Raw genomic sequence first — 23,510 nt, 5'->3', positions numbered from 1 at the left:
GATGGGGACGGTGGTCTTGGTGGGAGCGAGGCGGTGGGGGATCGGCAGGGGCGACCTGCTGCTGACCGCGGTGCTGCTGCTCCTGCCGTTGGCCGCCGTCCTCGCCCTGCCGCAGCACTGGCTCGACGACGGGCAACTCGACGCCCTCGGGATCGCCCTGCTCGTCCTGGCGACTCTGCCGGTTCTCGTCAGACGCCGCTATCCGATCCAGGCGCTGCTCGTCTGCATAGCCGTCCAGATGGTCTACCACGCCTTGAACTACACGCACGAGATCATGCTCCCGGTGGCGATAGTCCTCATCTACACGGTCTCCCTGACCACCTCCCGCGCCTCGACGCTGGCGATGGTCGGAATCAGCATCGCCGCAGTTCTGGCGAGCGCGAGCATCCCGCAACAAGAGTCGATCGGCGCCGAGGTGATCAGCCCGCTTGGGTGGTTCGCGGTCGCCGCGGTCGGTGGCCAGGCGATGCGGCTGCACCGCGCCTTGCTCACGGAGACTAGCGAGCGCCGGGTCGCCGAGGAGCGGCTGCGGATCGCGCGGGACCTGCACGACGTCCTGGCCCACCACATCGTCGTGATCAACTCGCATGCCGGTGTGGCCGCGCATCTGCTCGACGAGCGCACCGACGATCCGACCCTCGCACCGATCTCGCAGTCGCTGCACACGGTGGCGGACGCGAGCAGCGGCGTACTGGCCGAGCTGAGAACCACCCTCGACGTCCTCCGCGGCAACGAGGTCGACGTGGATCGGCACCCGACGCCAGACCTCGCCGGCCTGGCCCGGCTCGTAGCGGTCACCACGGCAGTCGGCGTACAGGTCTCGTTGCGAGTAAGCGGCACCAGCCGGCCGCTGCCGGCGGCCGTCGAGATCACCCTCTACCGGATCGCGCAGGAGGCCCTGACCAACGTGGTGAAACACGCGCATGCTCGACAGGCACTGGTACAGCTCGAGTACGACGTCGACGAGGTTCGGCTCGAGGTCACCGATGACGGCCGCGGCAGGTCCGACACCGGGAGCACAGCCGGCTATGGCATCGCCGGGATGAACGAGCGGGCGCAATCCGTCGGCGGTCAGCTCGTCACCGGCGACGGCCGGTACGGCGGCTTCCGGGTCGCGGCGACCGTACCTGTTCCGGGAGCGCGATGATCAGGGTAGTGCTGGCCGACGACCAGGAGCTGGTCCGGAGCGCCTTCGCCATGCTCGTCCGCTCCGCACCCGACATGGAGGTAGTCGGCGAAGCCGCCGACGGCGACGAGGCGGTCGCGCTGGTCCGGTCGACCCGCGCCGACGTCGTCGTGATGGACATCCGGATGCCCGGCACGGACGGGATCACCGCCACCGGCACGATCGCGGCCGACGAGGATCTGAGCGGCGTACGGGTGCTGATCCTGACCACGTTCGAAAGCGACCACAACGTGGTGGCCGCGCTGCGTGCGGGAGCGAGCGGATTCCTGGTCAAGGACACCAAACCCGCCCACCTACTGGCCGCCATCCGCACCGTCGCCGCCGGCGAGGCCCTGCTGTCGCCCGGCGCAACCCAGGCCCTGATCGAAAGAGTCCTAAGGCAACCTGACCCAGCCGGCCCGCCGCCCGGCGCCCTAGCCGCGCTGACCAAGCGGGAACGCGAGGTCCTAACCCTGATCGGCCGCGGCCTGAGCAACGCCGAACTCGCCGAACAACTAGTCCTCAGCCCCCTGACCGCAAAGACCTACGTAAGCCGCCTACTAACCAAGCTAGACGCCCGCGACCGAGCCCAACTGGTAATCGCCGCCTACGAATCCGGCCTCGTCCGAGCCTCCACGCAGGCCGACCCACCCTAGGGGACCGCATGTCCACAATCAGTAACTCAGAGGCGATCGCAGCGTGGTCTGCGATGCCGACCGACGCGATTGAGGCGTACGACGATCAGGGCGACTTCCCCAAGCGCCACCTGATGAATGGGAACCTGCTCCGGATGCTGGGGCCCGTCGATGGTCGGAAAGTCCTCGATGCAGGCAGCGGCGAAGGCTACTTGAGCCGGTTGTTGGCCGAAGGCGGAGCTGAGGTGGTTGGCGTGGAGCCGGCTGCCGGACTGCTGGCGCGCGCTCAGAAAATCGAGCAGAAGCGGCGTCAGGGGATCAGGTTCGTGCAGGCTGATCTCTCGACGTTGCCGGAGGTTGGTCAGCCGTTCGATGCGGTGGTCTGCAGCATGGTGCTGCTCGCCATCCCCGCCTGGCAGTCGGCGATGGCGGCGTGCGTCCGCGCACTGAAGCCGGGTGGCCGGTTCGTGTTCTCGATCACCCATCCGGCGTTCGAGAATCTCTACCCGACGTGGCGGGATCACGGTCACTACCGACTTGATCGATACCTGGACGAGTACGAGACCTCAGAGGGCCACGCACCCGACTTCCACCGCCCGCTGTCGGCCTACCTCAACGAGGTCATCGGCCTCGGGTGCCGCGTGACTGAACTGTGCGAACCGAGACTTGATCCACAGGTCGCACGAGACAGCGGAATCGAGGCGATCGAGTCCTACGTCGCACTGCCGAACTTCCTGATCGTCAGCGCCGAACGCGACAGCTGAGCGCCGGTTCGCATTCTCGGTGTGGGCGTGCCCGAGGTCGACGCAGCACGCCCGTCTGAGGGGTTCAGTCGGTTTGGGTGACCTTGCGGAGGCCGCGGGGGGCGTCGGGGTCTAGGCCTAGTTTGCGGGCCAGGGCCTCGATTGCGCGTTGGGCGGGGATGACCAGGGCCAGCGGGGACAGGGTCTCGGGGAGGTCGGGGCCGGGGAGGTTCACGTCGCAGCGGGAGGCGAAGGTGGGGTCGCCGCCGATGCCTAGGATCTTGCTGCCCTTTTCGCGGACCAGGCCGGCCAGCTCGGTCATGCCGGGGAGGGCCGGGCCTTCGCCGGCTGCGACCAGGATGGTGACCAGGTCGGCGTCGACGACCGCGATCGGGCCGTGCTTCAGGTCGGCGTACGAGAGGCCGCGGACCGGCTGGAGGCAGGTTTCCTCGAGCTTGAGCGCCACCTCGAGGGTGGTGCCGAAGGTTAGGCCGCGGCCGCTGGCGAGGACGTCGTGGGCGCCGGCGAGCAGTGCGGCGGCTTCCTCGACTGAACCCTCGAGCATCTTCGCGGCGGCGTCCGGAACGCGGGCGATGTCGGCGTCCAGCGTGCCTGGCTTCTGGGCGAGGGCGTCGACGGCGACGGTGATCGCGGCCAGCTGGGTGGTGTAGGTCTTGGTCGCCGGGACCGCGAGCTCCTTGCCGGCCTGGGTGATCAGGGCGACGTCGGCGGTCGAGGCGAGCGGGCTGTCGCCGTCGTTCGTGATGCCGACGACGGCTGCGCCGTTCCGCTTGGCCCACTCCGCGGTGTCGACGATCTCCTGGGTCGCGCCGGACTGGCTGACCGCGACGACCAGCGAGTTCGACAGGTCGAGGTTGGCGCCGTACAGCGTGGCGACCGACGGAGCGGCCAGCGCGGCCTGGCGGCCGGCGTGGATCTCGGTCAGGTAGCGGCCGTAGACACCGGCGTTGTCGGACGACCCCCGGGCCACGAAGATGACGTTGCGGCGTCCCGCGGCGAGCCGCGTGATGTCGTGCCGCAGCGGGAGAACGTGCTCGAACGTCGCGGCCAGGGCGGCCGGCTGTTCGGCGATCTCGCGCGCCATCTGGGTTGCCGGGGCGGGGACAGACACCACTGCGATCACTGGTCCTATCTGGTCTTAACAGGTATGCTGCGCACGATAGCAGTGAGCGGCGTCCCGGGGCACCCCCGAGGCCCGCCCAGGTCTGGAGGATCGAGATTCGATGGTGGCGACGAAGCGGGCCCAGGTCCGATCGGTGCTGGAACGACTGATCGATGTCGAGCTGCACCCCGGGGATCCGATCCCCTCGGAGCGGGCCCTGGTGGACAAGCTGAACGTCTCCCGGGTGACCGTCCGGCAGGCGATCAGCGACCTGGTCGAGTCCGGCGCGCTGGAGCGGGTGCACGGTAAGGGCACCTTCGTCACCGGCCCCCAGGTCGACTCGCAGCTGCACCTGACCTCGTTCTCCCGGGAGATGCGGGCGCGCGGTCTGGAGCCCGGCACGGTGGTGCTGTCGGCCACCGAGATCGAGGCCTCCGACGAGACCGCGAAGGGCTTGCGGGTCGCCAAGGGCACCAAGGTGATCCGGGTCGAGCGGCTGCGCACGGCCGACGCCTCGCCGATGGCCTACGAGGTCGGCTTCTATCCGTCCGCGCTCTTCCCCGGCCTGCTCGGCCGTGAGCTCGGCACCCTGTACGACGTCTTCGCCAGCGAGTACGACGTCGTCGTCACCTCCGGTGAGCAGACCGTCCGGGCGGACAACGCCGACGGTCATGTCGCCCGGGTTCTCGGCGTGGCCAGGCGGGCACCCCTGCTGGTCCTCGAGCGCACCACCTTCGCCGGCCGCAAGGTCGTCGAGCTGTCCTGGTCGGCCTACCGGGCCGACCGGTACCGGCTGCACATGGCCCTCACCCCGCGGGGCCCGCGATCCGGATCGGCCTGATACGTACTGGACCGATCCTGTCATCAACTGGTCTGTTCTTCTGCTGTTCGCTCCACGGTCACCTGACCGCTCAGCAGACGGGCCGCCGGGTACGACGAAGTGCCCAGCGGCAATACTGGAGCTCAACACACACGAACTTTGTTGTGAGGAGTACCGCGAGACATGCCTATTGCCACCCCTGAGGTCTACGCCGAGATGCTGGACAAGGCCAAGCAGAACCGCTTCGCCTACCCGGCCATCAATGTCAGCTCCTCGCAGACGCTGATCGCCGCGATCCGCGGTTTCGCCGAGGCGGGCTCGGACGGCATCGTCCAGGTCTCCACCGGCGGCGCCGAGTACCTGTCCGGGTCGACCGTGAAGAACATGGTCACCGGTTCGGTCGCGCTGGCGGCGTACGCGCACGAGGTCGCCAAGAACTTCGACGTGAACATCGCGCTGCACACCGACCACTGCCCGAAGGACAAGCTGGACGGCTTCGTCCGGCCGCTGCTGGCGATCTCGGCCGAGCGCGTCGCGCGCGGCGAGAACCCGCTGTTCCAGTCGCACATGTGGGACGGCTCGGCCGTGCCGCTGGACGAGAACCTCGAGATCGCCAAGGACTTGCTCGCGCAGGCCGCGGCGGCCAAGATCGTGCTGGAGATCGAGGTGGGTGTCGTCGGCGGTGAGGAGGACGGCGTCGCCAACGAGATCAACGACAAGCTCTACACCACTGTCGAGGACGGCCTGGCCACGGTCGAGGCGCTCGGCGCCGGCGAGCACGGCCGCTACCTGACCGCGCTCACCTTCGGCAACGTGCACGGCGTCTACAAGCCGGGCTCGGTCAAGCTGCGCCCGGAGATCCTGAAGGACATCCAGGACGCGGTCGGCGCCAAGATCGGCAAGGAGCGCCCGTTCGACCTGGTCTTCCACGGCGGCTCCGGCTCGACCCTGGAAGAGATCCGCGCCGCCGTCGACCACGGCGTCATCAAGATGAACGTCGACACCGACACCCAGTACGCCTTCACCCGCCCGGTCGCCGCGCACATGTTCGGCAACTACGACGGCGTCCTGAAGGTCGACGGCGAGGTCGGCAACAAGAAGGCCTACGACCCCCGCGCCTGGGGCAAGGCCGCCGAAGCCGGCATGGCCGACCGCGTCAAGGAAGCCTGCGAAAGCCTCCGCTCGACCGGTACGTCGCTGAACGCGTGACATCTGGTTTCTCCTGGTAGGTCTGGTGTTTCGAGGGGCTCATCGCTGACGCGGTGGGCCCCTCGGTCACATCCGGGCGAAGTCGACGTGCCGGATATCGGTCCGGCGGGCGGCTCGGGCGAACGTGCTCGTGATGCGGTCGAGCACGGTTTTGGGGTGGTCGAGGTCGGTCCAGGGGATCCAGCAGGTTTCGACCGGGGGTGGGCCGTCGGCGGTGGGGGACGGGGGCGGTTGGTCGACGTCTTCTTCGAGCTCTTCGCGCCAGTAGGGGTAGCGGGGTTCGAACTCGAGGAGGGTGCGTTGTTCGGGGAACCAGAGAGCGTCCTCCAGCTCCGGGACTTCGAGGTCCGGGGGAAGTGCTGAAGCTGGGTCGGGGAGGCCGGCGGCGCGCAGGATGAACCGCAGGCGCGACTCGGCGACCGACGCCGAGCCTCGGCAGTGGGCGAAGACGCCGAGGGCGCGATCACCGCCGTACTCGAGGAGGCCGGCGGCTCGGCGCAGGGTGCGTTTGGTGGCGAGACCGGCGTACAGGGCGGCGTCGGCCAGGGCGATGGCTGGGATCGTCGGGGAGGTCGCCGCGACCTCGGCGACCGATCGAGCTGCGGACACCATCGGCAACCTGTTCCAGATCAGTACGCCGGGACCGACCGGATCTCGGATGTGCCGGTACACACCGCCGACCCGACCGCTGCGGCCCGCGGTTGTCGTCAGGTGCACGGTCGACAGGTCCAGCCCCCAGACCGGTAGGGCGTGCAGGGCGGCGGCCGACTGGTGGCTGGCGAACGCCAGGCCCCCGGCCGCGCGGAGCGCTCGATGCACGCGCCGGAGGTACAACGCCTTCTCCGTCACGACCTCGAACGCCCGCTGCTCCGCATACGTCCCGCGCCGGATCCGTCGCCACCCGCCGGTCGCCAGCAGATAGTCGATGTCCGCGTCGTCATAACCACAAGCCCGGGCGTCGCCCCGGCGAAAAACCCCGCCCCGAAGGCAGGCCATCACTGCTAGCTGAGGATTCATACCCAAGAAGTTGCAGCAATCAGCCCCGGTTTCTGCCACCGACTTCCAACCTGTGGAGAACTTCTACGCAGGCCGGATCCGGGCATAAAAAATGCTCGTCATGTGATGATGACGAGCTCGGCTCTGGTTGGGACCCAGGGTTGCCAGAGGAGGGGCATGTTGGCCTCTACCGGGGTCCTGTTGCCCTTGCGCTCGTTGCACGAGGCGTGGGCGGCGACCGCGTTGAGCCACTCGGTGCGGCCGCCTCGGGACCTGGGTTGGACGTGGTCCATGGTGTCGGCGTTCTCGAGACCGCAGTAGGCGCAGCGGAACTTGTCGCGGCGGAGGACTCCGTGTTTGGAGTACTTCATCCGGCCGGCGGCGTAGCGCCAGTGCGTGACCACGTAGCGGACCAGGCGGAGGACGCGGGGGACCGGGAAGGGGCCGATGGTTCGTTCGCCGTGCGCCTCTTCGACCACTGCGACCTCGCGAACCAGCATCCGGATGGCGTGCTGGATCGACACGGTGTGCAGCGGCTCATATGACGCGTTCAGGACGATGACGCTCATCCGGTGCCTCCTTCCGGCCGTAGCTGGGAACCACGGCGGTCTTGACGCAGGGTCTCAAGCATCCGTGGCCGGTCGGTGAACGGTCAACGGATTTCGCCAGACGGTCACGTGCCGGGTTGGCTGCGTGATCGGCGAAGATGTGCCTATGGAATTGAACAATCTGCTCTCTGGCCCACCCGAGACACTACTCCCAGTGGACCCGGCCGCGGCGGAACTCGCCGCCGGGACCCCCGCGGTGGAGGTCGCGGCCAGCTTCCCGGCCTCGTCACTGGCCTGGGGGACGCTGGCCGAGGCGGCCCTCGCCGAGGGGAACACCATCGAGGCTTACGCGTACGCACGCACCGGCTACCACCGCGGACTGGACCTGCTCCGGCGCAATGGCTGGAAGGGCCACGGCCCGGTTCCGTGGGAACACGAGCCGAACCGCGGCTTCCTGCGCTGCCTGGCTGTGCTGGCCAAGGCCGCCGGGGCGATCGACGAGAAGGAGGAGGCCGAGCGCTGCGCCACCTTCCTGCGCGACTCGTCACCCACCGCAGCCGACGTACTGGCCTGAAACCGGGTTGCCGGGCTGGTCACCCGACGGCAGGATGCGTCGGATGACCAGTCCGTATGCCCAGCATGGTTACCGCGTCGGCTTCGACTGGGGTCCGGTCGGTGCCGCCGTGGTCGCCGGCCAGTTGGTTGCCGTTGTCGACGTGCTGTCCTTCACCACGGCAGTCACCGTCGCTGCCGACCTCGGCATCGACGTCTACCCGTACCGCTGGCGTGACGAGACAGCGGTCGCCTACGCGAGCCAGTACGACGCCCACCTCGCCGTCGGCCGTTCCGAAGCCGGCCCTGGTGACGTGAGCCTGTCCCCGGTCACCATCCGTCAGGCGACTGGAGTCACCAGGCTCGTGCTTCCATCACCCAACGGCTCGACCATCGCGCAGCAACTGAGCGACAGCGGCGCCACCGTCATCGCAGTCTCACTCCGTAACCGGCTGGCCGCCGCACAGTGGGCCAACCAGCGTCTGGTCGAGGACCCGAGCCTGAAGGTCGTCGCGATCGCAGCCGGGGAGCGCTGGCCGGACGGCTCGCTCAGGCCGGCAGTCGAAGACCTCTGGGGTGCCGGAGGCTTCTTGAGCGCTCTCGAGACCGACGGGCTGTCACCGGAGGCTAGAGCAGCAGTGGCGGCGTACGACGCAGTGGCCGACGAGCTGCCAAGTCTCCTGCACGACTGCGCCGGCGGACGCGAGCTCACGCAGTACGGGTATCCCGACGATGTCCGGATCGCGGCGGAGGTAGACCAGAGTCACTCCGTGCCACTGCTGAAAGACGGTAAGCTGAGCGCATCAATCTGAAACGATGATTTCTGCCCGTTGACAGAGCCGGTAGGCGGCGCGCGTCCCCGCTTCCTGCCGAACATGGACGGTTGTAGGCGGATTCGGCAGACCGGTGAAGCAGGACGCCCACGGTCGGTCCCCGCCCCGACGGGCAGCGGAAGGCTCTACCGTGCCGGCACTCACCGGACGGCTCAGCTACGCCCAAGTACTCCGTACTCCCGGGGCGTGGAAGTTCTACCTCGCAGCTGCACCAGCCCGCATCGGCATCGCCATGACGAGCCTCGGCATCGTCTGGCTGGTCCACGGATCCACTGACTCGTACGCCGTCGCCGGCACCGTGACCGGCGGTTTCGCGGTCGCCGAAGCGGTGGCGGGCCCGCAGGTCGCCCGTCTCATCGACCGCTTCGGTCAGACGCGCATGTTGCCGATCATGCTCCTGACCCACGCGGCGACGATCGCCCTCCTGATCGGTCTGACGGTCTCGCACGCACCACTGTGGCAACTGGTCCTCGCAGGTGTACTCGCCGGCTCATCACTACCGCAAGTGGGCGCACAGACCTCCGCTCGCTGGTCATACGCATTGCGTGGATCGCCGCTTCTCTCGTCAGCCTTCGCACTGGAGGCGTTGAGCATCGGTGTCGCGTTCATGGTCGGTCCCGCACTGATCGGCCTGATCGCCTCGCTGGGAAGCCCCATGGCCGGTTCCTTGGCCGCGACCGGACTGATGTTGGCCGGCGGCTTCGCGCTGGCCGCACAGCGTAGTACGGCGCCACCGCCGGTCGAGCGCGGCCAGCAGGTGAGCTCAAGTCACTTGCTGCACAAGCGATTCCTCGCACTGGTCGCCGCCACCGCGGGGATCGGACTGTTCTTCGGCAGCATGCAGGTCTCAGTCACGGCGTACGCCGTCGACCGCGGTACGCCGTCACTGGCCGGACCGCTCTACAGCATCACCAGTCTGGTCAGCCTGTTCGCCGGACTGGTCTACGGAGCCAAACGCTGGCGGATGGCGCTCCCGAACCAGTACGTCCTCGCGCTGGCGCTGCTGACGATCACCACGATCCCACTACTGATCGTCGATGCGCCCTGGGCCGTCGGTATCGCCCTGGCACTGCCAGGCCTCGCCATCGCCCCCTTCCAAACCATGTCGGCAGTTCTGATCGAGTCCTCCGTGCAACCCACAGTTCTGACCCAGGCCTTCACCTGGACGAACTCCGGAGCCGCAGCAGGCATCGCACTAGGCGCCGCGTTCGCAGGACGAGTGGTGGACGCCCACACCGCCCACCACGGCTTCGGCATCGCGCTGGCGGCCGCCGTACTCGCGACCTTGATGGCCATGCTGGTGCGGCGCTAGCCGCGGTGACTGCGTTCCGAAACCTGGATCACGTTGCACGTTGCTGCAAATTGTTCCGGCCCTGGCCGTAGAACTGCTACGGTCTGGGCCACGGACTGGCGGCAGGGGTGATCGTCAGGCGTTCTCACCTGGGGTCTCCATGCGCAAACTTGCCCTCGCAGCGACGGCTGTCGCTGCGCTTTCCGTCGGTCTGCAGACACCCGCCTTCGCCGCGGCTCCAGACGCACCGACCGACGTCACCATCGCCTGGGCCGACAGCGACAACATCAAGCTGACCTGGACCGACGACGGCTTGGCCAACGCGATCTACCGGCAACTGCCGGGCGGCGACGAGGTGAAGTATGTGGACCTCTCGTCCACGCATGCGAACGAGTTCCTGGTCCCGACGCGCGCTCTCGCTGCGTCCCAGGACCACGTGAAGCTGATCGTCAGGTCAGTCAACCCGGAGGGCGAGAGCGCGCCGACGGCGTCACCCGAGTTCGACACCCTCGTCCCGGTCGCGCCGGTGCTGCAGGACGCGAACCTCTCGGCGAGCCTGTCGACCGCGCTGAGCTGGACGCAGGCTGCCACAACGGACGGAACGCCGAATGACCCGCTGGACAATCCGGCGTACGAGGGTATCGACATTTCGGCCCTGCGTTATAACGGCGTCGTTGACAGCTTGGGGCGCTGGGCCGCCGGTACGACGTCGGTCACGGTTCCGCCTCAGTCGTCGCGGCCGACCACGCTGATCTTGAGCTCGTTCAGCCCGTGGGGCAAGGCCAACGCTGCCAAGACCGTCAAGCTGGGCTTCCTCGGCGTCTACACGACGGTTCCCGCGTCGGCGCTGTACTCGAACCGGCTGGCGATCAAGTCCATGCTGGAGCTGTACACCAGCCCGGGCCGCGAGGAGCGCGCGAGCGGCATCCCCGTCGAGCTGCAGGCGCGCGCCAAGTCCACCGACGCCTGGAAGACCTACGGCCGCTACTCCGGGACCACCACGGCCACCTTCGACACCGGAATCGCTTCCCTGGGCAACCGTCAGTACCGGCTCTGGGTTCCGGCCCGGAAGGTTGTCGCCGGCAACGTCATCGTGCTGACCCCAGCGGCCTCGACGGGCGCCAAGTCGTCCAAGACCCTGGTCAAGATCGTCAGCGGCGGCTTCAACCCGGCGGTCAGCCGGCGCGGTTCCCGCTGGACGTTCTCGCTGAAGATCCTGCCCGCCGTGACCGCCAGGGGCACCTGGCAGTACTGGAACTGGGACACCAACACCTGGTACAGCGACGGCAAGATCCAGCTCACCAAGGGTTCCTACTTCTACCGCAGTGAACCCGACTTCGAGCTCGGCACCATCCGCCTCCGCGTCGTCGCGCCCACGGTCGTCGTGAACGGCCTGACCGTCAACGCCAACACCAGCCCCGGCTACAACCAGACCATTCGCTGATCGACCTGCCGCGCTCACCCGTTATCCCTTCAGGCCGCTGGAGAAACCGCGGATGACGTAGCGCTGCAAAACCAGGAAGACGAGCAGGATCGGCAGGGCCGCCAGCACCAGACCGGCTGCGACCAACCCGTAGTCGGAGGTGTATTCGTTGACGAAGGCGAAGATCCGGACCGGGACGGTCTCGCGGCCGGAGCCGCCGAGGTAGAGCAGCGGGGTGAAGAAGTCGTTCCAGATGTGGACGGCGTTGAGGATCAGCACGGTGCCGGTGATCGGCCGCAGCAGCGGGAAGATCACGTGCCGGAAGGCCTGCAGGTGTGAGGCTCCGTCGATCAGCGCCGCGTTGGTGTAGTCGGCGGGCAGGGAGCGGATGAAGCCGGTGTAGAGGAAGACCGTGAAGGGCAGCTGGATCCCGGTGTAGAAGAGGATCATGCCCTGGTAGGTCCCGAGCAGGCCGAGATCGCTGACGAGTTGATACAGCGGAATCATGCCGAGCTGGAACGGCAGGATGATCCCGACCAGGAACAGGATGTAGAGGCTGTAGCTCAACCGCGAGGCGCGGCGGGCGAGGAAGTACGCCGCCAGTGCGCCGAGCACGATCAGTGCGAGCACGCTGGTCACCGTGATCAGCGTGCTGTTGAGCAGTGCCGAGCCGAGGGATGCCGACTGCCAGGCCTCGCCGAAGCTGTCCATCGACGGTGGGTTCGGCGGCGACAACGGCGCGTTCGCGATCTGCCCGGGATCCTTGAACGCCAGCGTGACAAGGGCATAGACAGGGAACAGGAAGGCGACCGCGACGGCCACCATCACCAGCTCCAGAACGAAAGTACGTGGCCGGTACCTCATGCGACCGTCTCTCTGGAACGCAGGTAGCCGATCTGAATGAAGGACACCGCGGCGACGAAGATCGCCAGCACCAGCGCGACTGCGGTGCTGTAGCCGAACTTCCCGAACACGAACGCCTGTTTGTAGAGCACCGTCGACAGGGTGTCGGTGGCATAGCCGGGACCGCCGTTGGTCATCGCGATGATCTGGGTGAACAACGTCAGCCCACCAACGGTGGACAGCATCACGTTGATCGTCACGGCCGGTGCCAGGAGCGGCCAGGTGATGTGCCGGAACCGCGCGACCGTCCCGGCGCCGTCCACCATCGCCGACTCGTGCAGCTCCGGCGGCACGCCTTCCAGACCGGCCAGGAAGATCACCATCGAGTAGCCGGCGCACTGCCAGATCACCGTGAAGGCGACCGACCAGATCGCCAGCGACGGATTCCCCAGCCAGTCCTGGCGCAGCGCGCCGAGACCGACCGCCCCGAGGGCGGCGTTCAGCCCCGCATCGGGTGCGGGGTTGTAGACGTACTTCCACAGGAACGACACCATCACCGGACTGACCACGACCGGCGCGAAGAAGATCACCCGCAACACCATCCGGCTCTTGATGGTGGTGTGCACACCGAGTGCCAGCAGCAACCCCAGCCCGTTCTGCACGACCACGATCGCGACCGTGAGCAGCAGCGTGTTCCGCAGTGCACCAAGAGCCTGGTCGTCGTGGAGCAGTTCCTGGAAGTTCGCTACTCCGACGAACGACCGCTCCTCGCCGACACCGGACCAGTTCGTGAACGCCGATCCGGCTCCGACGATGCTCGGGTAGAGCATGACCAACGCGTAAACGAGCAGTGCCGGAGCCGCGAAGTACCAGGGCGGCGCGAGCCCACCCCTTCGTCGTACCGTCGTCATGTGGTCTTCCGGTAGGCCTCGTCCATCTTCTTCAGGGCGCCGTCGACCGTGGTCCGGCCGCCGAGAAGCTCTTGTACGACGGCGAAGTGGGTCGGCTGAACTTCCGCGTTCGGCCAGCGCTGGTCCATGAACGGGACCGCCTTGTTGTCCGCCAGGTAAGGGAGGAACGGCTTCAGCACCGGATCGACCTTCGCCGCACCGTCGGAGTACAAGGGGACGCAGGCGACGGCCTCGGCCCAGGCGCTGACGACCTCCGGCTGCCCGCAGAACTCGATGAACTTACGCGCCTGGTCGGCCTTCTTGCTCTTCGCGCTGACGGCGAGGCCGACCACGATCCCGCCCGGGATCCAGTTGTCCGCGACCGTGTCGGTGGCCGGCAACGGGAACATCCCGAGGTCGTCCGGCGTCGGTGCGGCCGCCCGGTACGCCTGCAGAACGGCGGAGACCTGGACGGCCATCGCCGCCTTGCCGGTGCCCACCATCGAGGTTGCCTGCTCGTACGTCGTACCGTTCGGGTTCTCGTTGAAATAGCCGCGCTTCTGCAGTTCCAGGTACTTGTTCATCGCGTCGGCCCAGCCCGAACCGGCGAATGTCGCCGAGCCGGCCGCCATCTTGTCGTCGAAGTCGGGCTGCTTGGCGTAAACCGTGCCCGGCACCAGCGCGTAGTTGATCAGCTGCGTCACCCAGGGGGTCTGCGCGCCGAGCGCGAGCGGCACAATCCCCTTCTTTTTAAGGGTTTCGCAGACCGTGAGCAGTTCGCTCCAGGTCGTCGGCGGCTCGACCCCGGCGGTGGCGAAGGCCTTCTTGTTGTAGATGGCGCCGAGCACGCTGGTGCCCGGCGAGAAGATGTAGGTCTTGCCATCCTGCTGATAAGCGCCCTTGAAGCCAGTGGGGATCTTCTGGGTCCAGGACTGGTCGCTGAGGTCGGCCAGCAGCTTCGCCTTGCTCAGCTGGACCATCGACATCGCGCTGCCGTTCCCCGGATAGACCGCGTGCAGGTCCGGCGCGTTGCCGGCCGCCAGCTGCGCGCGCAACGCCGTCTGCAACTGGTCCGCGGGCGAGAAGGACAGGTTGAAGTCGAAATCGGCGTTCTTCGCCTTGTACTGCTCCAGTGCCTTGCGGAGACCGGCCTCCTGACTGCCTGCCCCGATCACCTTCAGCCTGCCGTTGCCGTTGCCACTGCCGGACGAACTGCTCCCGCAGGCCGCGAGCGTGCCGGCGGCGGCCGCACCACCCATCAGCTGCAGCATGCGCCGGCGAGGCAGGGGACGCTCGAATACGGATGCCACGGATCCTCCTGAGCTCGGGAGATATCGTCGAATGACGTGAATTCACCGAGAAGAAGTGTTAACTTCTCACGCCGCGCACGCTACGGACGCCGTGGAGCGGGTGTCAAGACTTCATTTGAAAGGATTCACTGGCGGCGGCCCGGGCCGCGTACTCGGCCGGGGTCAGGCCGATCTGCTGTTTGAACTCCTTGGAGAAGTGCGCCTGGTCGAAATAGCCGAGCGCCGCCGACAGTGCGGCCAGCTCGGTGACCTCGCCGCGCGCCAGCAACTCGGCGCCGTCGTGCAGCCGGTAGCGGCGCAACACCCATTTCGGCCCGACGCCGACGTACCGGCGGAAGAGCCGTTGCAGAGTCCGGATCGGTACGTCGAACCGCTCGGTGACCTCGTCGACCCGGGCCAGAGTGCGGTCGGCGGCCATCGCGGTGACGATCTCGCGCACCAACTCGTACGACGGGTCCGGCGGCGCGAGGTGGTCCCGCAAGAACGCCTCGAACACGGCACGACGCCGTACGTCGGAGTCTTCGGTGAACACGAGATCCGCCAGCCGATCGCCGTCCGGGAAGACCGCGGTCAGCGGCAGCACCTGGTCGCTGAACGAACCGACGTCCAGCCCGGTCACCGCACCGAATCCACCGGCCCAGAACTTCACGCCGAACACGCGGCCGCGGCCGATGAGCTGGCGCTCGAACTTGCGCGTGTAGACGCCGTTCACGAAGGCGCCGCCGGGCTGCTCGAAGGTGACGTTGACGCTGGGGAACGGAAGCACCTCGGCGGTGTAGGGCTCGTCGAGATCCCACTCGACGATCCAGTACCACTCCACGAAGCGTGCGGCGTCGGGGCCGGGCGCGAGCCGGTTCAACGTGCGATGCCGGGCCTGCTCCCGCGGATGCAGGATGCCCTTCTCGCTCTCCGACGGGATGCTCAATGGCTGTCGCTTTCTTACAAGACCGGTCCGGTCGCCGGTGGGTTGACTAAGAGCATGACGACGGACACCGACAAAAACAGCGTAGTAAAGCCCATCCCCGACGGTTACCACTCACTCACGCCGTACCTGGCGGTTCCGGACGGTCCGAAGGCGATCGCGTTCTACCAGGAGGTTTTCGGGGCCGAGGTGATCAGCCGGCAGGACATGCCGGACGGGCGGGTCGGCCAGGCGGAGCTGCTGTTCGGGAACTCGATGCTGCAGCTCAGCGACCAGATGCCGCAGATTGGGTTGCAGGCGCCGAACGGCGAGTGGGTGCACTCGTCGCTGGTCCACTACGTGCCGGACGTGGACGCGACGTACGCGAAGGCTGTTGCGGCCGGCGCGAAGCCGGTGGAAGAGGTGCAGACCTTCATGACCGGTGATCGCTACGGGACGGTGATCGATCCGTTCGGTCATCGCTGGGCGATCCTGACGAAGGTCGAGGACGTCTCCCGCGAAGAGGCCGACCGGCGGGTCCAGGAATGGCTGGACTCGAACCCGGATGCGCTTGCCTGACTGCACGATCGGGCAGATCGCCGCGCTGCCGCCGGAATGCTGCGTAGTGTCGTAAGGACCATGAGTACCGACTGGAATCTCATCGAGGTTGCCGAGAGCTACGAGGACTACGAGCCGGTCCGCGAGCGCGCCTTCGGCTGGCCGGTCCTGTTCGAGCAGGCCGGCCTGGCTCGAAGCCGCACTGTTCTCGACTACGGGGCCGGGACCGGTCGGGTGGCCGAGGAGATCCTGCGCAGCCATGACGTTTCGGTGATCGCGGCCGATCGGTCACCGAGCATGCTGAAGGTCGCGCAGCGCAAGCGGCAGGACCCCCGGATCACTTATCAGCTGATCGGTGCCGATCAACGGCTCGAGTTGCCCGACGGCGAGATCGATGCCGCGATCTCGACGTTCGTCTTCGTCTGCATTCCGGACACCGAGGTCGTTCAGACCATCGTTTCCGAGGTCTATCGGGTACTGCGTCCGGGCGCGACCTACGCGATGCTCGACGTGAACCCGGACTCGGTCGGCGTGCCGTTCGACATCGGCCGGTACGGCGAGCCTGGCCGGAAATACGAGGCTGGTGAGGCGATCGAGATGCGGCTGGCGCGGCCGGGCGGGGAGTCGGTCAGTCTGGTCGACTACCACTGGCCGAAGGACGTGCACCTCGGTCGGTTGCGTACGGCGGGTTTCCGCGAAGTCGGGGTGGTCGAGCCGACGCTGCCGGCCGAGTACGACGGGCCGGGGCTGGACCGGATGCCGGTCGAGCGGACATCGCCGCCGTACGTGATCTACACGGCGGTGAAGTAGAACCTGCAGGGGACATAAGGAAGCGGCCCGCCGGAACCGTCCCCTGCGGCAGTTTCGGCGGGCCGCTGACTAAGAGTGTGCACGTGATCACGGAGATTGGCAACCCGTTGCGTGATGAAACACTTACTTGAAGTGGTCGTTGGTTGGGTTTCAACGATGAACTCAGGGAGTGGACCTGGTTCCGGTAAGCTTCGGTCGTAAGAGCCTGGGTGCGTTGCCGCGTGAATTGCCGGTGAACGTCTCCGGGCTTCACCGTTTCCAGCGTCCGGCTGCCGCGCGTCGTGAGGGCCGCGGCCGGCGCGTGAAGAGGAGGGCTGAGATGCCCGCAATCGTGCTCGTCGGCGCCCAGTGGGGCGATGAGGGCAAGGGTAAGGCGACCGATCTGCTCGGCAACACGGGCGAGGTCATCGACTACGTGGTCAAGTTCAACGGCGGGAACAACGCCGGCCACACGGTCGTGATCGGCAGCGAGAAGTACGCGCTGCACCTGCTGCCGAGCGGGATCCTGACCCCTGGCGTGACGCCGGTGATCGGCAACGGGGTGGTCGTCGACCTGGCAGTACTGTTCGAGGAGCTGGACGCGCTGCAAGCCCGTGGCGTCGACACGTCCCGGCTGGTGATCAGCGCGAGCGCGCACCTGATCCCGCCGTACAACCGCACGCTGGACAAGGTGGCCGAGCGCTTCCTCGGCAGCCGCAAGATCGGGACCACGGGCCGCGGGATCGGGCCGACGTACGCCGACAAGATGAACCGGATCGGTATCCGCGTCCAGGACCTGTACGACGAGAAGATCCTGGAGCAGAAGGTCGCCGGGGCGCTGGAGCAGAAGAACCAGCTGCTGGTGAAGATCTACAACCGCCGCGCCGTCGAGATCCGCGAGGTCCTGGACGAACTGCTCGAGTACGCCGACCGCCTGCGCCCGATGGTCGCCGACACCAGCCTCCTGCTGAACAAGGCACTGGACGACGGCAAGACCGTGCTGATGGAGGCCGGCCAGGCGACTCTCCTGGACGTCGACCACGGCACGTATCCGTTCGTCACCTCGTCGAACGCGATCTCCGCCGGTGCGTGCACGGGTACCGGCATCCCGCCGACCCGCATCGACCGCGTGATGGCAGTCGTCAAGGCCTACACGACCCGAGTCGGCGAAGGCCCGTTCCCGACCGAGCTCCTGGACGCCGACGGTGAGTGGCTCCGCCAGCAGGGCTTCGAGTTCGGTACGACGACCGGTCGCCCGCGCCGCTGCGGTTGGTACGACACGGTGATCGCCCGCTACGCAGCCCGCGTGAACGGCGTCTCCGACTTCGTCCTCACCAAGCTGGACACACTGACCGGCCGCTCGACCATCCCGGTTTGTGTGGCCTACGACGTCAACGGCGTCCGCCACGACGAGATGCCGATGACCCAGACCGACTTCCACCACGCCACCCCCATCTACGAAGAGTTCGACGGCTGGACCGAAGACATCACCGGCTGCCGGACCTTCGAAGACCTCCCCAAGGAAGCCCAGTCCTACGTCCGCGCCGTCGAGTCCCTCAGCGGCGCCCGCATCTCCGCCATCGGCGTAGGCCCCGAACGCACCCAAATCGTCCAGCTCTGACCGCCTTCGTCGGCTGCCCACCCGGGCAGCCGACCAAGGTCAGTTGACGCCGATGAGGGGGATGTCTCGGATGAAGGGGGCTTGGCGGAGGTCGTTGAGGGTGGGGCGTTCGACTTTGGCGCCTTGGGTGGGGTTGCGGGCCCAGTCGGAGCCGGCGCCTTGGGTGGCTTCGTAGAAGGTGTAGCCGCCGATGGCTAGGAAGATGACGGCTGCTGTGGTGGCTAGCCAGCGGGGGCGGAAGAGGTTGCGGGCGGTGATGTGGGCGCCGCGGCGTAGGGAGTTGCCGCCGGGGCCCCACCAGGCGGTGAAGAGTGCGGTGAGGCCCGCTGCTCCGAAACCTACTGCTGACAAGGGCTGCCAGGTCAGGCTCTTGGCTGTGGCGGTGACGCCGGTGGCGATGCCGCCGACTACTGCACCCATTACCAGCGGGAGGATCAGGCACAGCACAGTGATGAGTCCTGCGGTCACTAGCTGGATCGGGGACGAGGCGACGGCAACGACACCGTCCGAACGACCTGCGCGGCCGCGCACCTGGCGGCGGCGCATCAACGCCGTACTGCCGCGGTCGACGGTTCTGGCGATGACGAAGAGGATGGTGGCGGCTACCGCGCCCAGCAACGGGTAGAGCGCGATGAGTCCGGTCAACCCGACCATCAGGCCGACAACTACCGCCGTACGTCGTCCTGTCGCCGGTGCGCGGTGTGGTTCCACCTGCTGCCCTGGCTGCTGGTACGGCGACATGTCCTTCGACGGCGCCTTGTACGGCGACACCTCCCGCGACTGCGGTTGGTACGGCGCAACTGGTTGCAGGGTGCCCTGGTATGGCGCGACTGGCTGGGGTGAGCCCTGGTAGTACGGCATCGCGCCAGGTGCGGCTGCGACGGGTGCGGGACTGTACGTCGCTGGATGAGTCATCGGCGGCGTACCGAACGGTCCAGCAACAGGAGCACCGGCAGCACCGGCACCTGCGGCTCCTGCGGCGGCGGCTCGGGTGGCTTTGCGGGTGGCGGCGGCGTCTCGGACTTTGTTGGCCAGGGGGGAGAAGTCGGAGAGGGAGGGGATGACGTGGGGGACGAGGTTGGCTACCTCGGTGGGGGACGGGTCTGTCGCCTGCGGCTCTGCGGTGGTGTCCGCGGGCATGACTTGGGTCAGTTGGCGGGTGGGTGGGTGCAGTGGGGCGGTGTCAGCGGCGGGGGTCTCGCGTGGGGGGAGGGCGTCGCGGCCTTCGGCGTAGCGGGTTAGGCCGGTCATGATTTCGGCCTGGGTGGGGCGGTCCTGCTTCTTCGGGGCCAGGGCTGCGGAGAGCAGGGTTTTGAGGCGGGGGTCCAGGCCCTCTAGGTCTGCTTGGCCGGTGTGGACTCGGTGCAGGACGGCTTCGAAGGGGCCCTTGCCGAAGGGGCGGCGGCCGGTGGCGGCGAAGGTTACGGTTGCGGCCCAGCCCCACCAGTCGGCGGACTCGGACACCATCTCGCCTTCGATGAGCTCGGGTGCCAGGTAGCCCGGCGTACCGATCACCAGGCCGGTCTGGGTGAGGCGGAGGTCGTCGGCGGCTTGGGCGATGCCGAAGTCGATCATCACCGGCTTGCCGTTGAGCATCATCACGTTGCCGGGTTTGAGGTCGCGGTGGATCACTCCGGCGAGGTGGATCGCCTGGAGCGACTCGGCGAGGCAGCCGGCCAGGGGGAGCCACTTGCGCGGGGTCAGCGGACCACGGTCGTCTACCTGCTCGTCCAGCGGACGCCCGGGGACGAAGCGCGTCACCAGGTACGGGCGGTCGGCTTCCAGGTCGTGGTCGAGGATGCCGGCCACACCAGGGTGGCTCACCTTCTGCAGTGTGGTGGCTTCACGCTGCAACCGCGCGCGTGCGGTCTCGTCGTGGGCCACGTGCGGTCGCAGCACCTTGAGAGCTACCTCTTGCAGGTCTGGTCCCTCAGCCAGGTAGACAACGCCCATGCCGCCTTGGCCGAGGCGCCGGATCAACCGGTACGGGCCGACGTGCTCCTCCACCTCCCCGGCCGACGTGGAAGGCGTTCCCCCTGTGACTGACATGGCATCTACGGTACGTCGGCATCAGATCAACCATCCACGATGACGTCCGAGGTAATCGTCAGAACGACCTCCACGCCCGAGGCTGATACCACCATCAGCCGCGCGAGGAGGCACCTGTGACGCACTACGCGATCGCCAACCTGCAGAACGTGAACGTCGGCCCGGACATCGTCGAGTACCTGGAGCGCATCGACGCGACACTCGCGCCGTACGACGGTCATTTCATCGTGCACGGCCATCAGCCGGAGTACGTGGAAGGCGAGTGGGCCGGGACTCTGATCGTGATCGAGTTCCCCGACCAGGCGAGTGCGCGGGGCTGGTACGAATCACCGGCGTACCAGGCGATCCTGCCGCTCCGCACCAACAACTCCGACGGCGTGACGATGCTGCTGGAGGGTGTCGACCGCACTCACCGGGCCACCGACGTACTGGCCAGATCCTGAGGTATATCGGCCATCTGGCCGCTGGTCGGCTAAGTAACCAACCGGTTGGCTGGAAGCATGCGAATCGAGATTCTGGTCTTCGACGGTGTGGACGAGATGGACGTGATGGGCCCGTTCGAGGTGTGGAGCCATGCCTCGCAACGAACGGACCTCGAGCTTGCGCTGGTCGGGCTGGATGGCCCGGCGGAGGTGACCGGGATGAGCGGGCTGCAGTTCCGGGCACCGGACGGACTGGGGACTCCGGATGCGTTGGTCGTCCCCGGCGGTGGCTGGGGGAGCCGTGCCGAGAACGGCTCGTGGGCGGAGGCTCGACGCGGGGTGCTGACCGCGCGCGTTGCGGAGTTGGCACCTCAGTTGCGCTGGATCGGCTCGGTCTGCACCGGCACGATGCTGCTCGCCGAAGCCGGCCTACTGAAGGGCCGTCCTGCCACCACCCACCGCAGCGCTCTCCAAGAACTCGAAGCGTTCGACGTCGACGTCCAGCGCAACCGCGTGGTCGATGACGGTGACGTGATCACCTCCGGCGGCATCACGTCCGGCATCGACCTGGCCTTGTACGTCGTCGAACGCGAGTACGGCGTGGATGTCGCGAACGACATCGCGGGCTGGATGGAGTACGACCGAGCCCGCGATGTCCTCGTGACTAGCTCACAGGCATCCTGAACGCGAGTAGTCCGGTACCGGTTGCGTTCGTGATCGCCGGTCCGGAGCCGTTGTGGCTCTGGTAGATCAAAGCGGTCACTCCGGTTGCCGGCCCGGACAGTGTGAGCACCAGACTCCCGCTGGCCTGGTACGCAACAGACGACACAGTCACCGTCGAACCCGTCACCCGGAAGTCCGCAGCCGAGCCGGCGGCCACAGTGAGCGGATCAGCCGTCCGGAGCTTCACCACGAGCTGTGAACCGGATGCGGTGAGACTGGCCGGGTTCGGCGCAGACACACCGGCCGACGGGCCGCCGTACAGGTCGCGTGCGATCACAGCGAAGTTCTGGTCGCCCAGGTCGCGGTAGCCGCCCAGGTAGGCGTAGTGACAACCGTCGTGGCCTGGCAGCCCGTTAGTGGAGAGCAGTACGACGCCATCCGTGTCGCCGAGCGCACGCTGCGCCTCACGCAGGTTGATGTTGGTGGTGTTGTTGCAGGGCGACGTGCGGACCTGGTTGACGTAGTACCGGGTCGCACTGCCGAAGTCGGCGCGCCAGTCCGCCAGCAGAGCGCGGAAGCCGGCCACGTGCACAGCTGCGTTGTCGTTGTCGCTCTCGCCTTGGTACCAGAGCACCCCGCGCACCTGACTGATCAGACCAGCAGCCTTGAGTCGCGTGCGCAGCCGTCCGTAGTTGGTGGTGAGGTCGTCCGGGTTCTCGTCGTTCCGCTGGAAGAAGCTGATCGGCTGACCGCCGTGCGCGCCCTGGACGATCGCCACCGGCACCCTGTAGGTGTCCACGATCCGACGACCCATCCGGATCGCCCACTGCCCAACTGAACCGGACTGCACCGTCACGTCACCAGTCGCGTAGTGCCAGACGCGGTCCGCCCCGGAGATCTGACCATCCGAAGTCGGCGTGCCGTAGCTGCGCAGCCAGGGTGACTCCTCCGCATTCGCAGCGCCATTGAACTTCGCCGCCTCCGCGTTGGACTGCCCCTGGATGACATACACATCACCCGAGACCACACCGGTACGTCGAGCCACCACGCGCTCAGTTCCGCCTGCGACAGCACGCAGTTCGAACGTGTACTCCTGCAGCGCCGCGTTGATCCGCGGAGTGAACCGGAAGTCGCGCGATTGTGAGCTATAGGTGTCGGTGTGTCCGTTACTGGTGACCCGCAACCGCACCTCGGACACGTTCGAAGAAGTGATCCGCCCAGCCACCGGCACGTTGGCGCCGTTCGCCGCATCGCGTGGAATCAGCTGCCGATCCTGCGGCGCCTCGGACAGACTCACCAGGGAGGTCCGTACGTACGCAGTCAGCTTCCGCTGGGTGAGCCGCGGGGCGTTGCCGGCGAACGTCCAGTCCGGCTGTCCGGACGGCGAAGTCCCGATCCCGATCGACAGCGGTACGTCGGCGGGCTGGGTGAACGAGTTGATCGCGAGCACCGTCTTGGCAGCCGCGCCAGATGGACGGGTGGCGCCGACCTGCGAGACCTGGAACGACCCGTACGCACCGTTGGTCGGGCTGTCGTCCACGTCGTACGTGATCGGAGAGGTGTTCGCGACCTGAGTACTGGTCTGCTCGGCGTAGGTGTTCGGCCACATCTCCAGGTAGCCGGTCTGTCCGAGGCCAGTGGTCACGTTCGGCACGTTGGAGGCGACCTCCAGGTCGTCCACGCGTTGCCGGGTGACCTGTCCGGCCTTGGTGGGCAGTCCGATGTTGCGGGCGTCCTTGGAGAACGGCTCCATCGCAGTCCACACGCGCTGCGGACCGTCAGGTCCGTTCAGCTCAAGGCAGTACCCGACGCGGTCGAAATTCGACCCGACCTCGGTACGGCGGTCCAGTGTGTACGGGAGCTCTTTGTCGAGCCAGCCGGCGCGCTCCGGCAGCGTCAGCTGCAGCACCGGTGTGAATCCGACAGTTGCGGCAGCACAGCCGACTCCAGGATCTCGGACTGCCGGAAGGATGGCATTGGCCGGCACGGTGACGGCTGAGCCGAGCAGAGTGGCGACAACGGACACGGCAAGAAGACGGCGAGGCATGGGCGGACCTCCGGGGCGGCGGCGGACTGTCACTCACCTTGGTAGCGACAACCCGCCCCGGCGGCTTCGGCCGGACCGC

Annotated in this window: 23 protein-coding genes; 14 read left to right on the top strand and 9 right to left on the bottom strand. The window is 67.3% G+C overall.

Annotated features, from left to right (window positions below; genetic code table 11):
• Position 1 precedes the first annotated feature (1 nt).
• The 3 genes from ACFTSF_RS36090 to ACFTSF_RS36080 are packed head-to-tail and all read left to right on the top strand — an operon-like array spanning position 2 to position 2,564.
• Entirely contained in the window at positions 2 to 1,147 is a 1,146-nt protein-coding gene (locus tag ACFTSF_RS36090) for a sensor histidine kinase (RefSeq protein ID WP_380159438.1), read from the top strand.
• Positions 1,144 to 1,821 (top strand): response regulator, encoded by a 678-nt coding sequence (locus ACFTSF_RS36085; RefSeq protein ID WP_380159437.1) that lies wholly within the window; start codon positions 1,144 to 1,146, stop codon positions 1,819 to 1,821. Before ACFTSF_RS36090 ends, ACFTSF_RS36085 begins: the two co-directional genes overlap by 4 nt.
• Positions 1,822 to 1,829: 8 nt before the next feature.
• Positions 1,830 to 2,564 carry a class I SAM-dependent methyltransferase gene (locus ACFTSF_RS36080; protein ID WP_380159435.1) on the top strand — a complete coding sequence of 245 codons (735 nt, stop codon included), beginning with the start codon at positions 1,830 to 1,832 and terminating at the stop codon, positions 2,562 to 2,564.
• 64 nt (positions 2,565 to 2,628) lie between these two features.
• Here the strand turns inward: ACFTSF_RS36080 and ACFTSF_RS36075 are convergent, their stop codons facing one another.
• Positions 2,629 to 3,675: an SIS domain-containing protein gene (locus ACFTSF_RS36075; protein WP_380159433.1), complete on the bottom strand. Its 1,047-nt coding sequence runs from the start codon at positions 3,673 to 3,675 to the stop codon at positions 2,629 to 2,631.
• A 112-nt stretch (positions 3,676 to 3,787) separates the two neighbouring features.
• Between ACFTSF_RS36075 and ACFTSF_RS36070 the strand changes: the two genes are divergently transcribed.
• Together ACFTSF_RS36070 and fbaA are read left to right on the top strand one after the other, a co-directional pair.
• Entirely contained in the window at positions 3,788 to 4,507 is a 720-nt protein-coding gene (locus ACFTSF_RS36070) for a GntR family transcriptional regulator (protein WP_132407309.1), read from the top strand.
• A 162-nt stretch (positions 4,508 to 4,669) separates the two neighbouring features.
• The gene (gene fbaA / locus ACFTSF_RS36065; RefSeq protein WP_344149404.1) at positions 4,670 to 5,695 is read left to right on the top strand and encodes a class II fructose-bisphosphate aldolase; all 1,026 of its coding nucleotides are present in this window, start codon (positions 4,670 to 4,672) and stop codon (positions 5,693 to 5,695) included.
• A 66-nt stretch (positions 5,696 to 5,761) separates the two neighbouring features.
• On the opposite strand, the gene ACFTSF_RS36060 is transcribed toward fbaA, so the two are convergent.
• Positions 5,762 to 6,712, bottom strand: coding sequence for a type IV toxin-antitoxin system AbiEi family antitoxin domain-containing protein (locus ACFTSF_RS36060; protein WP_380159430.1), 951 nt, complete (start codon positions 6,710 to 6,712; stop codon positions 5,762 to 5,764).
• A 98-nt stretch (positions 6,713 to 6,810) separates the two neighbouring features.
• The gene (locus ACFTSF_RS36055) at positions 6,811 to 7,260 is read right to left on the bottom strand and encodes an HNH endonuclease (protein WP_344149408.1); all 450 of its coding nucleotides are present in this window, start codon (positions 7,258 to 7,260) and stop codon (positions 6,811 to 6,813) included.
• 145 nt (positions 7,261 to 7,405) lie between these two features.
• Between ACFTSF_RS36055 and ACFTSF_RS36050 the strand changes: the two genes are divergently transcribed.
• The 4 genes from ACFTSF_RS36050 (at position 7,406) to ACFTSF_RS36035 (ending at position 11,359) form a co-directional block, all read left to right on the top strand.
• Positions 7,406 to 7,813, top strand: coding sequence for a DUF3151 domain-containing protein (locus tag ACFTSF_RS36050; RefSeq protein ID WP_344149410.1), 408 nt, complete (start codon positions 7,406 to 7,408; stop codon positions 7,811 to 7,813).
• Positions 7,814 to 7,856: 43 nt separating this feature from the next.
• The gene (locus ACFTSF_RS36045; protein WP_380159427.1) at positions 7,857 to 8,603 is read left to right on the top strand and encodes a 2-phosphosulfolactate phosphatase; all 747 of its coding nucleotides are present in this window, start codon (positions 7,857 to 7,859) and stop codon (positions 8,601 to 8,603) included.
• Positions 8,604 to 8,754: 151 nt separating this feature from the next.
• Positions 8,755 to 9,936, top strand: a complete 1,182-nt coding sequence (locus ACFTSF_RS36040; RefSeq protein ID WP_380159425.1) for an MFS transporter — start codon at positions 8,755 to 8,757, stop codon at positions 9,934 to 9,936.
• Between the two features lie 139 nt (positions 9,937 to 10,075).
• Positions 10,076 to 11,359: a hypothetical protein gene (locus ACFTSF_RS36035; RefSeq protein ID WP_380159423.1), complete on the top strand. Its 1,284-nt coding sequence runs from the start codon at positions 10,076 to 10,078 to the stop codon at positions 11,357 to 11,359.
• A gap of 21 nt (positions 11,360 to 11,380) precedes the next feature.
• On the opposite strand, the gene ACFTSF_RS36030 is transcribed toward ACFTSF_RS36035, so the two are convergent.
• From ACFTSF_RS36030 to ACFTSF_RS36015, 4 genes are all read right to left on the bottom strand, one after another.
• The gene (locus ACFTSF_RS36030) at positions 11,381 to 12,202 is read right to left on the bottom strand and encodes a carbohydrate ABC transporter permease (protein WP_380159421.1); all 822 of its coding nucleotides are present in this window, start codon (positions 12,200 to 12,202) and stop codon (positions 11,381 to 11,383) included.
• Positions 12,199 to 13,092 carry a carbohydrate ABC transporter permease gene (locus ACFTSF_RS36025; protein WP_380159419.1) on the bottom strand — a complete coding sequence of 298 codons (894 nt, stop codon included), beginning with the start codon at positions 13,090 to 13,092 and terminating at the stop codon, positions 12,199 to 12,201. The genes ACFTSF_RS36030 and ACFTSF_RS36025 overlap by 4 nt, the downstream gene beginning before the upstream one ends.
• Positions 13,089 to 14,381, bottom strand: a complete 1,293-nt coding sequence (locus tag ACFTSF_RS36020; RefSeq protein WP_380159417.1) for an ABC transporter substrate-binding protein — start codon at positions 14,379 to 14,381, stop codon at positions 13,089 to 13,091. The genes ACFTSF_RS36025 and ACFTSF_RS36020 overlap by 4 nt, the downstream gene beginning before the upstream one ends.
• A 103-nt stretch (positions 14,382 to 14,484) precedes the next feature.
• Positions 14,485 to 15,306 (bottom strand): DUF6597 domain-containing transcriptional factor, encoded by an 822-nt coding sequence (locus ACFTSF_RS36015; RefSeq protein WP_380159415.1) that lies wholly within the window; start codon positions 15,304 to 15,306, stop codon positions 14,485 to 14,487.
• 54 nt (positions 15,307 to 15,360) lie between these two features.
• Here ACFTSF_RS36015 and ACFTSF_RS36010 point away from each other — a divergent pair, with 54 nt between their 5' ends.
• The 3 genes from ACFTSF_RS36010 to ACFTSF_RS36000 all read left to right on the top strand — a co-directional run bounded on the left by ACFTSF_RS36010 (position 15,361) and on the right by ACFTSF_RS36000 (position 18,250).
• Positions 15,361 to 15,861, top strand: a complete 501-nt coding sequence (locus ACFTSF_RS36010; RefSeq protein WP_380159413.1) for a VOC family protein — start codon at positions 15,361 to 15,363, stop codon at positions 15,859 to 15,861.
• Positions 15,862 to 15,921: 60 nt separating this feature from the next.
• Positions 15,922 to 16,650 carry a class I SAM-dependent methyltransferase gene (locus tag ACFTSF_RS36005; RefSeq protein WP_380159412.1) on the top strand — a complete coding sequence of 243 codons (729 nt, stop codon included), beginning with the start codon at positions 15,922 to 15,924 and terminating at the stop codon, positions 16,648 to 16,650.
• A 319-nt stretch (positions 16,651 to 16,969) separates the two neighbouring features.
• Complete coding sequence (locus ACFTSF_RS36000; RefSeq protein ID WP_344149428.1) at positions 16,970 to 18,250, top strand: adenylosuccinate synthase; 1,281 nt, start codon at positions 16,970 to 16,972, stop codon at positions 18,248 to 18,250.
• Between the two features lie 39 nt (positions 18,251 to 18,289).
• Here the strand turns inward: ACFTSF_RS36000 and ACFTSF_RS35995 are convergent, their stop codons facing one another.
• Positions 18,290 to 20,299: a protein kinase gene (locus tag ACFTSF_RS35995; protein WP_380159410.1), complete on the bottom strand. Its 2,010-nt coding sequence runs from the start codon at positions 20,297 to 20,299 to the stop codon at positions 18,290 to 18,292.
• A gap of 116 nt (positions 20,300 to 20,415) precedes the next feature.
• Between ACFTSF_RS35995 and ACFTSF_RS35990 the strand changes: the two genes are divergently transcribed.
• Positions 20,416 to 20,742, top strand: coding sequence for a DUF1330 domain-containing protein (locus ACFTSF_RS35990; protein WP_380159408.1), 327 nt, complete (start codon positions 20,416 to 20,418; stop codon positions 20,740 to 20,742).
• Between the two features lie 57 nt (positions 20,743 to 20,799).
• Positions 20,800 to 21,405 carry a DJ-1/PfpI family protein gene (locus ACFTSF_RS35985; protein ID WP_380159406.1) on the top strand — a complete coding sequence of 202 codons (606 nt, stop codon included), beginning with the start codon at positions 20,800 to 20,802 and terminating at the stop codon, positions 21,403 to 21,405.
• Here the strand turns inward: ACFTSF_RS35985 and ACFTSF_RS35980 are convergent.
• A complete protein-coding gene (locus tag ACFTSF_RS35980) occupies positions 21,386 to 23,431 on the bottom strand; it encodes a sialate O-acetylesterase (RefSeq protein WP_380159404.1) in 2,046 nt (681 codons plus the stop codon). The genes ACFTSF_RS35985 and ACFTSF_RS35980 overlap by 20 nt on opposite strands.
• Between the last annotated feature and the right edge of the window lie 79 nt (positions 23,432 to 23,510).

The sequence above is a fragment of the Kribbella sp. NPDC056951 genome (assembly GCF_042674205.1).
GTDB classification, from domain to species: domain Bacteria; phylum Actinomycetota; class Actinomycetes; order Propionibacteriales; family Kribbellaceae; genus Kribbella; species Kribbella yunnanensis.
Note: the sequence above shows the minus strand (reverse complement) of the source record. Positions and strands in the feature narration are given on the sequence as shown.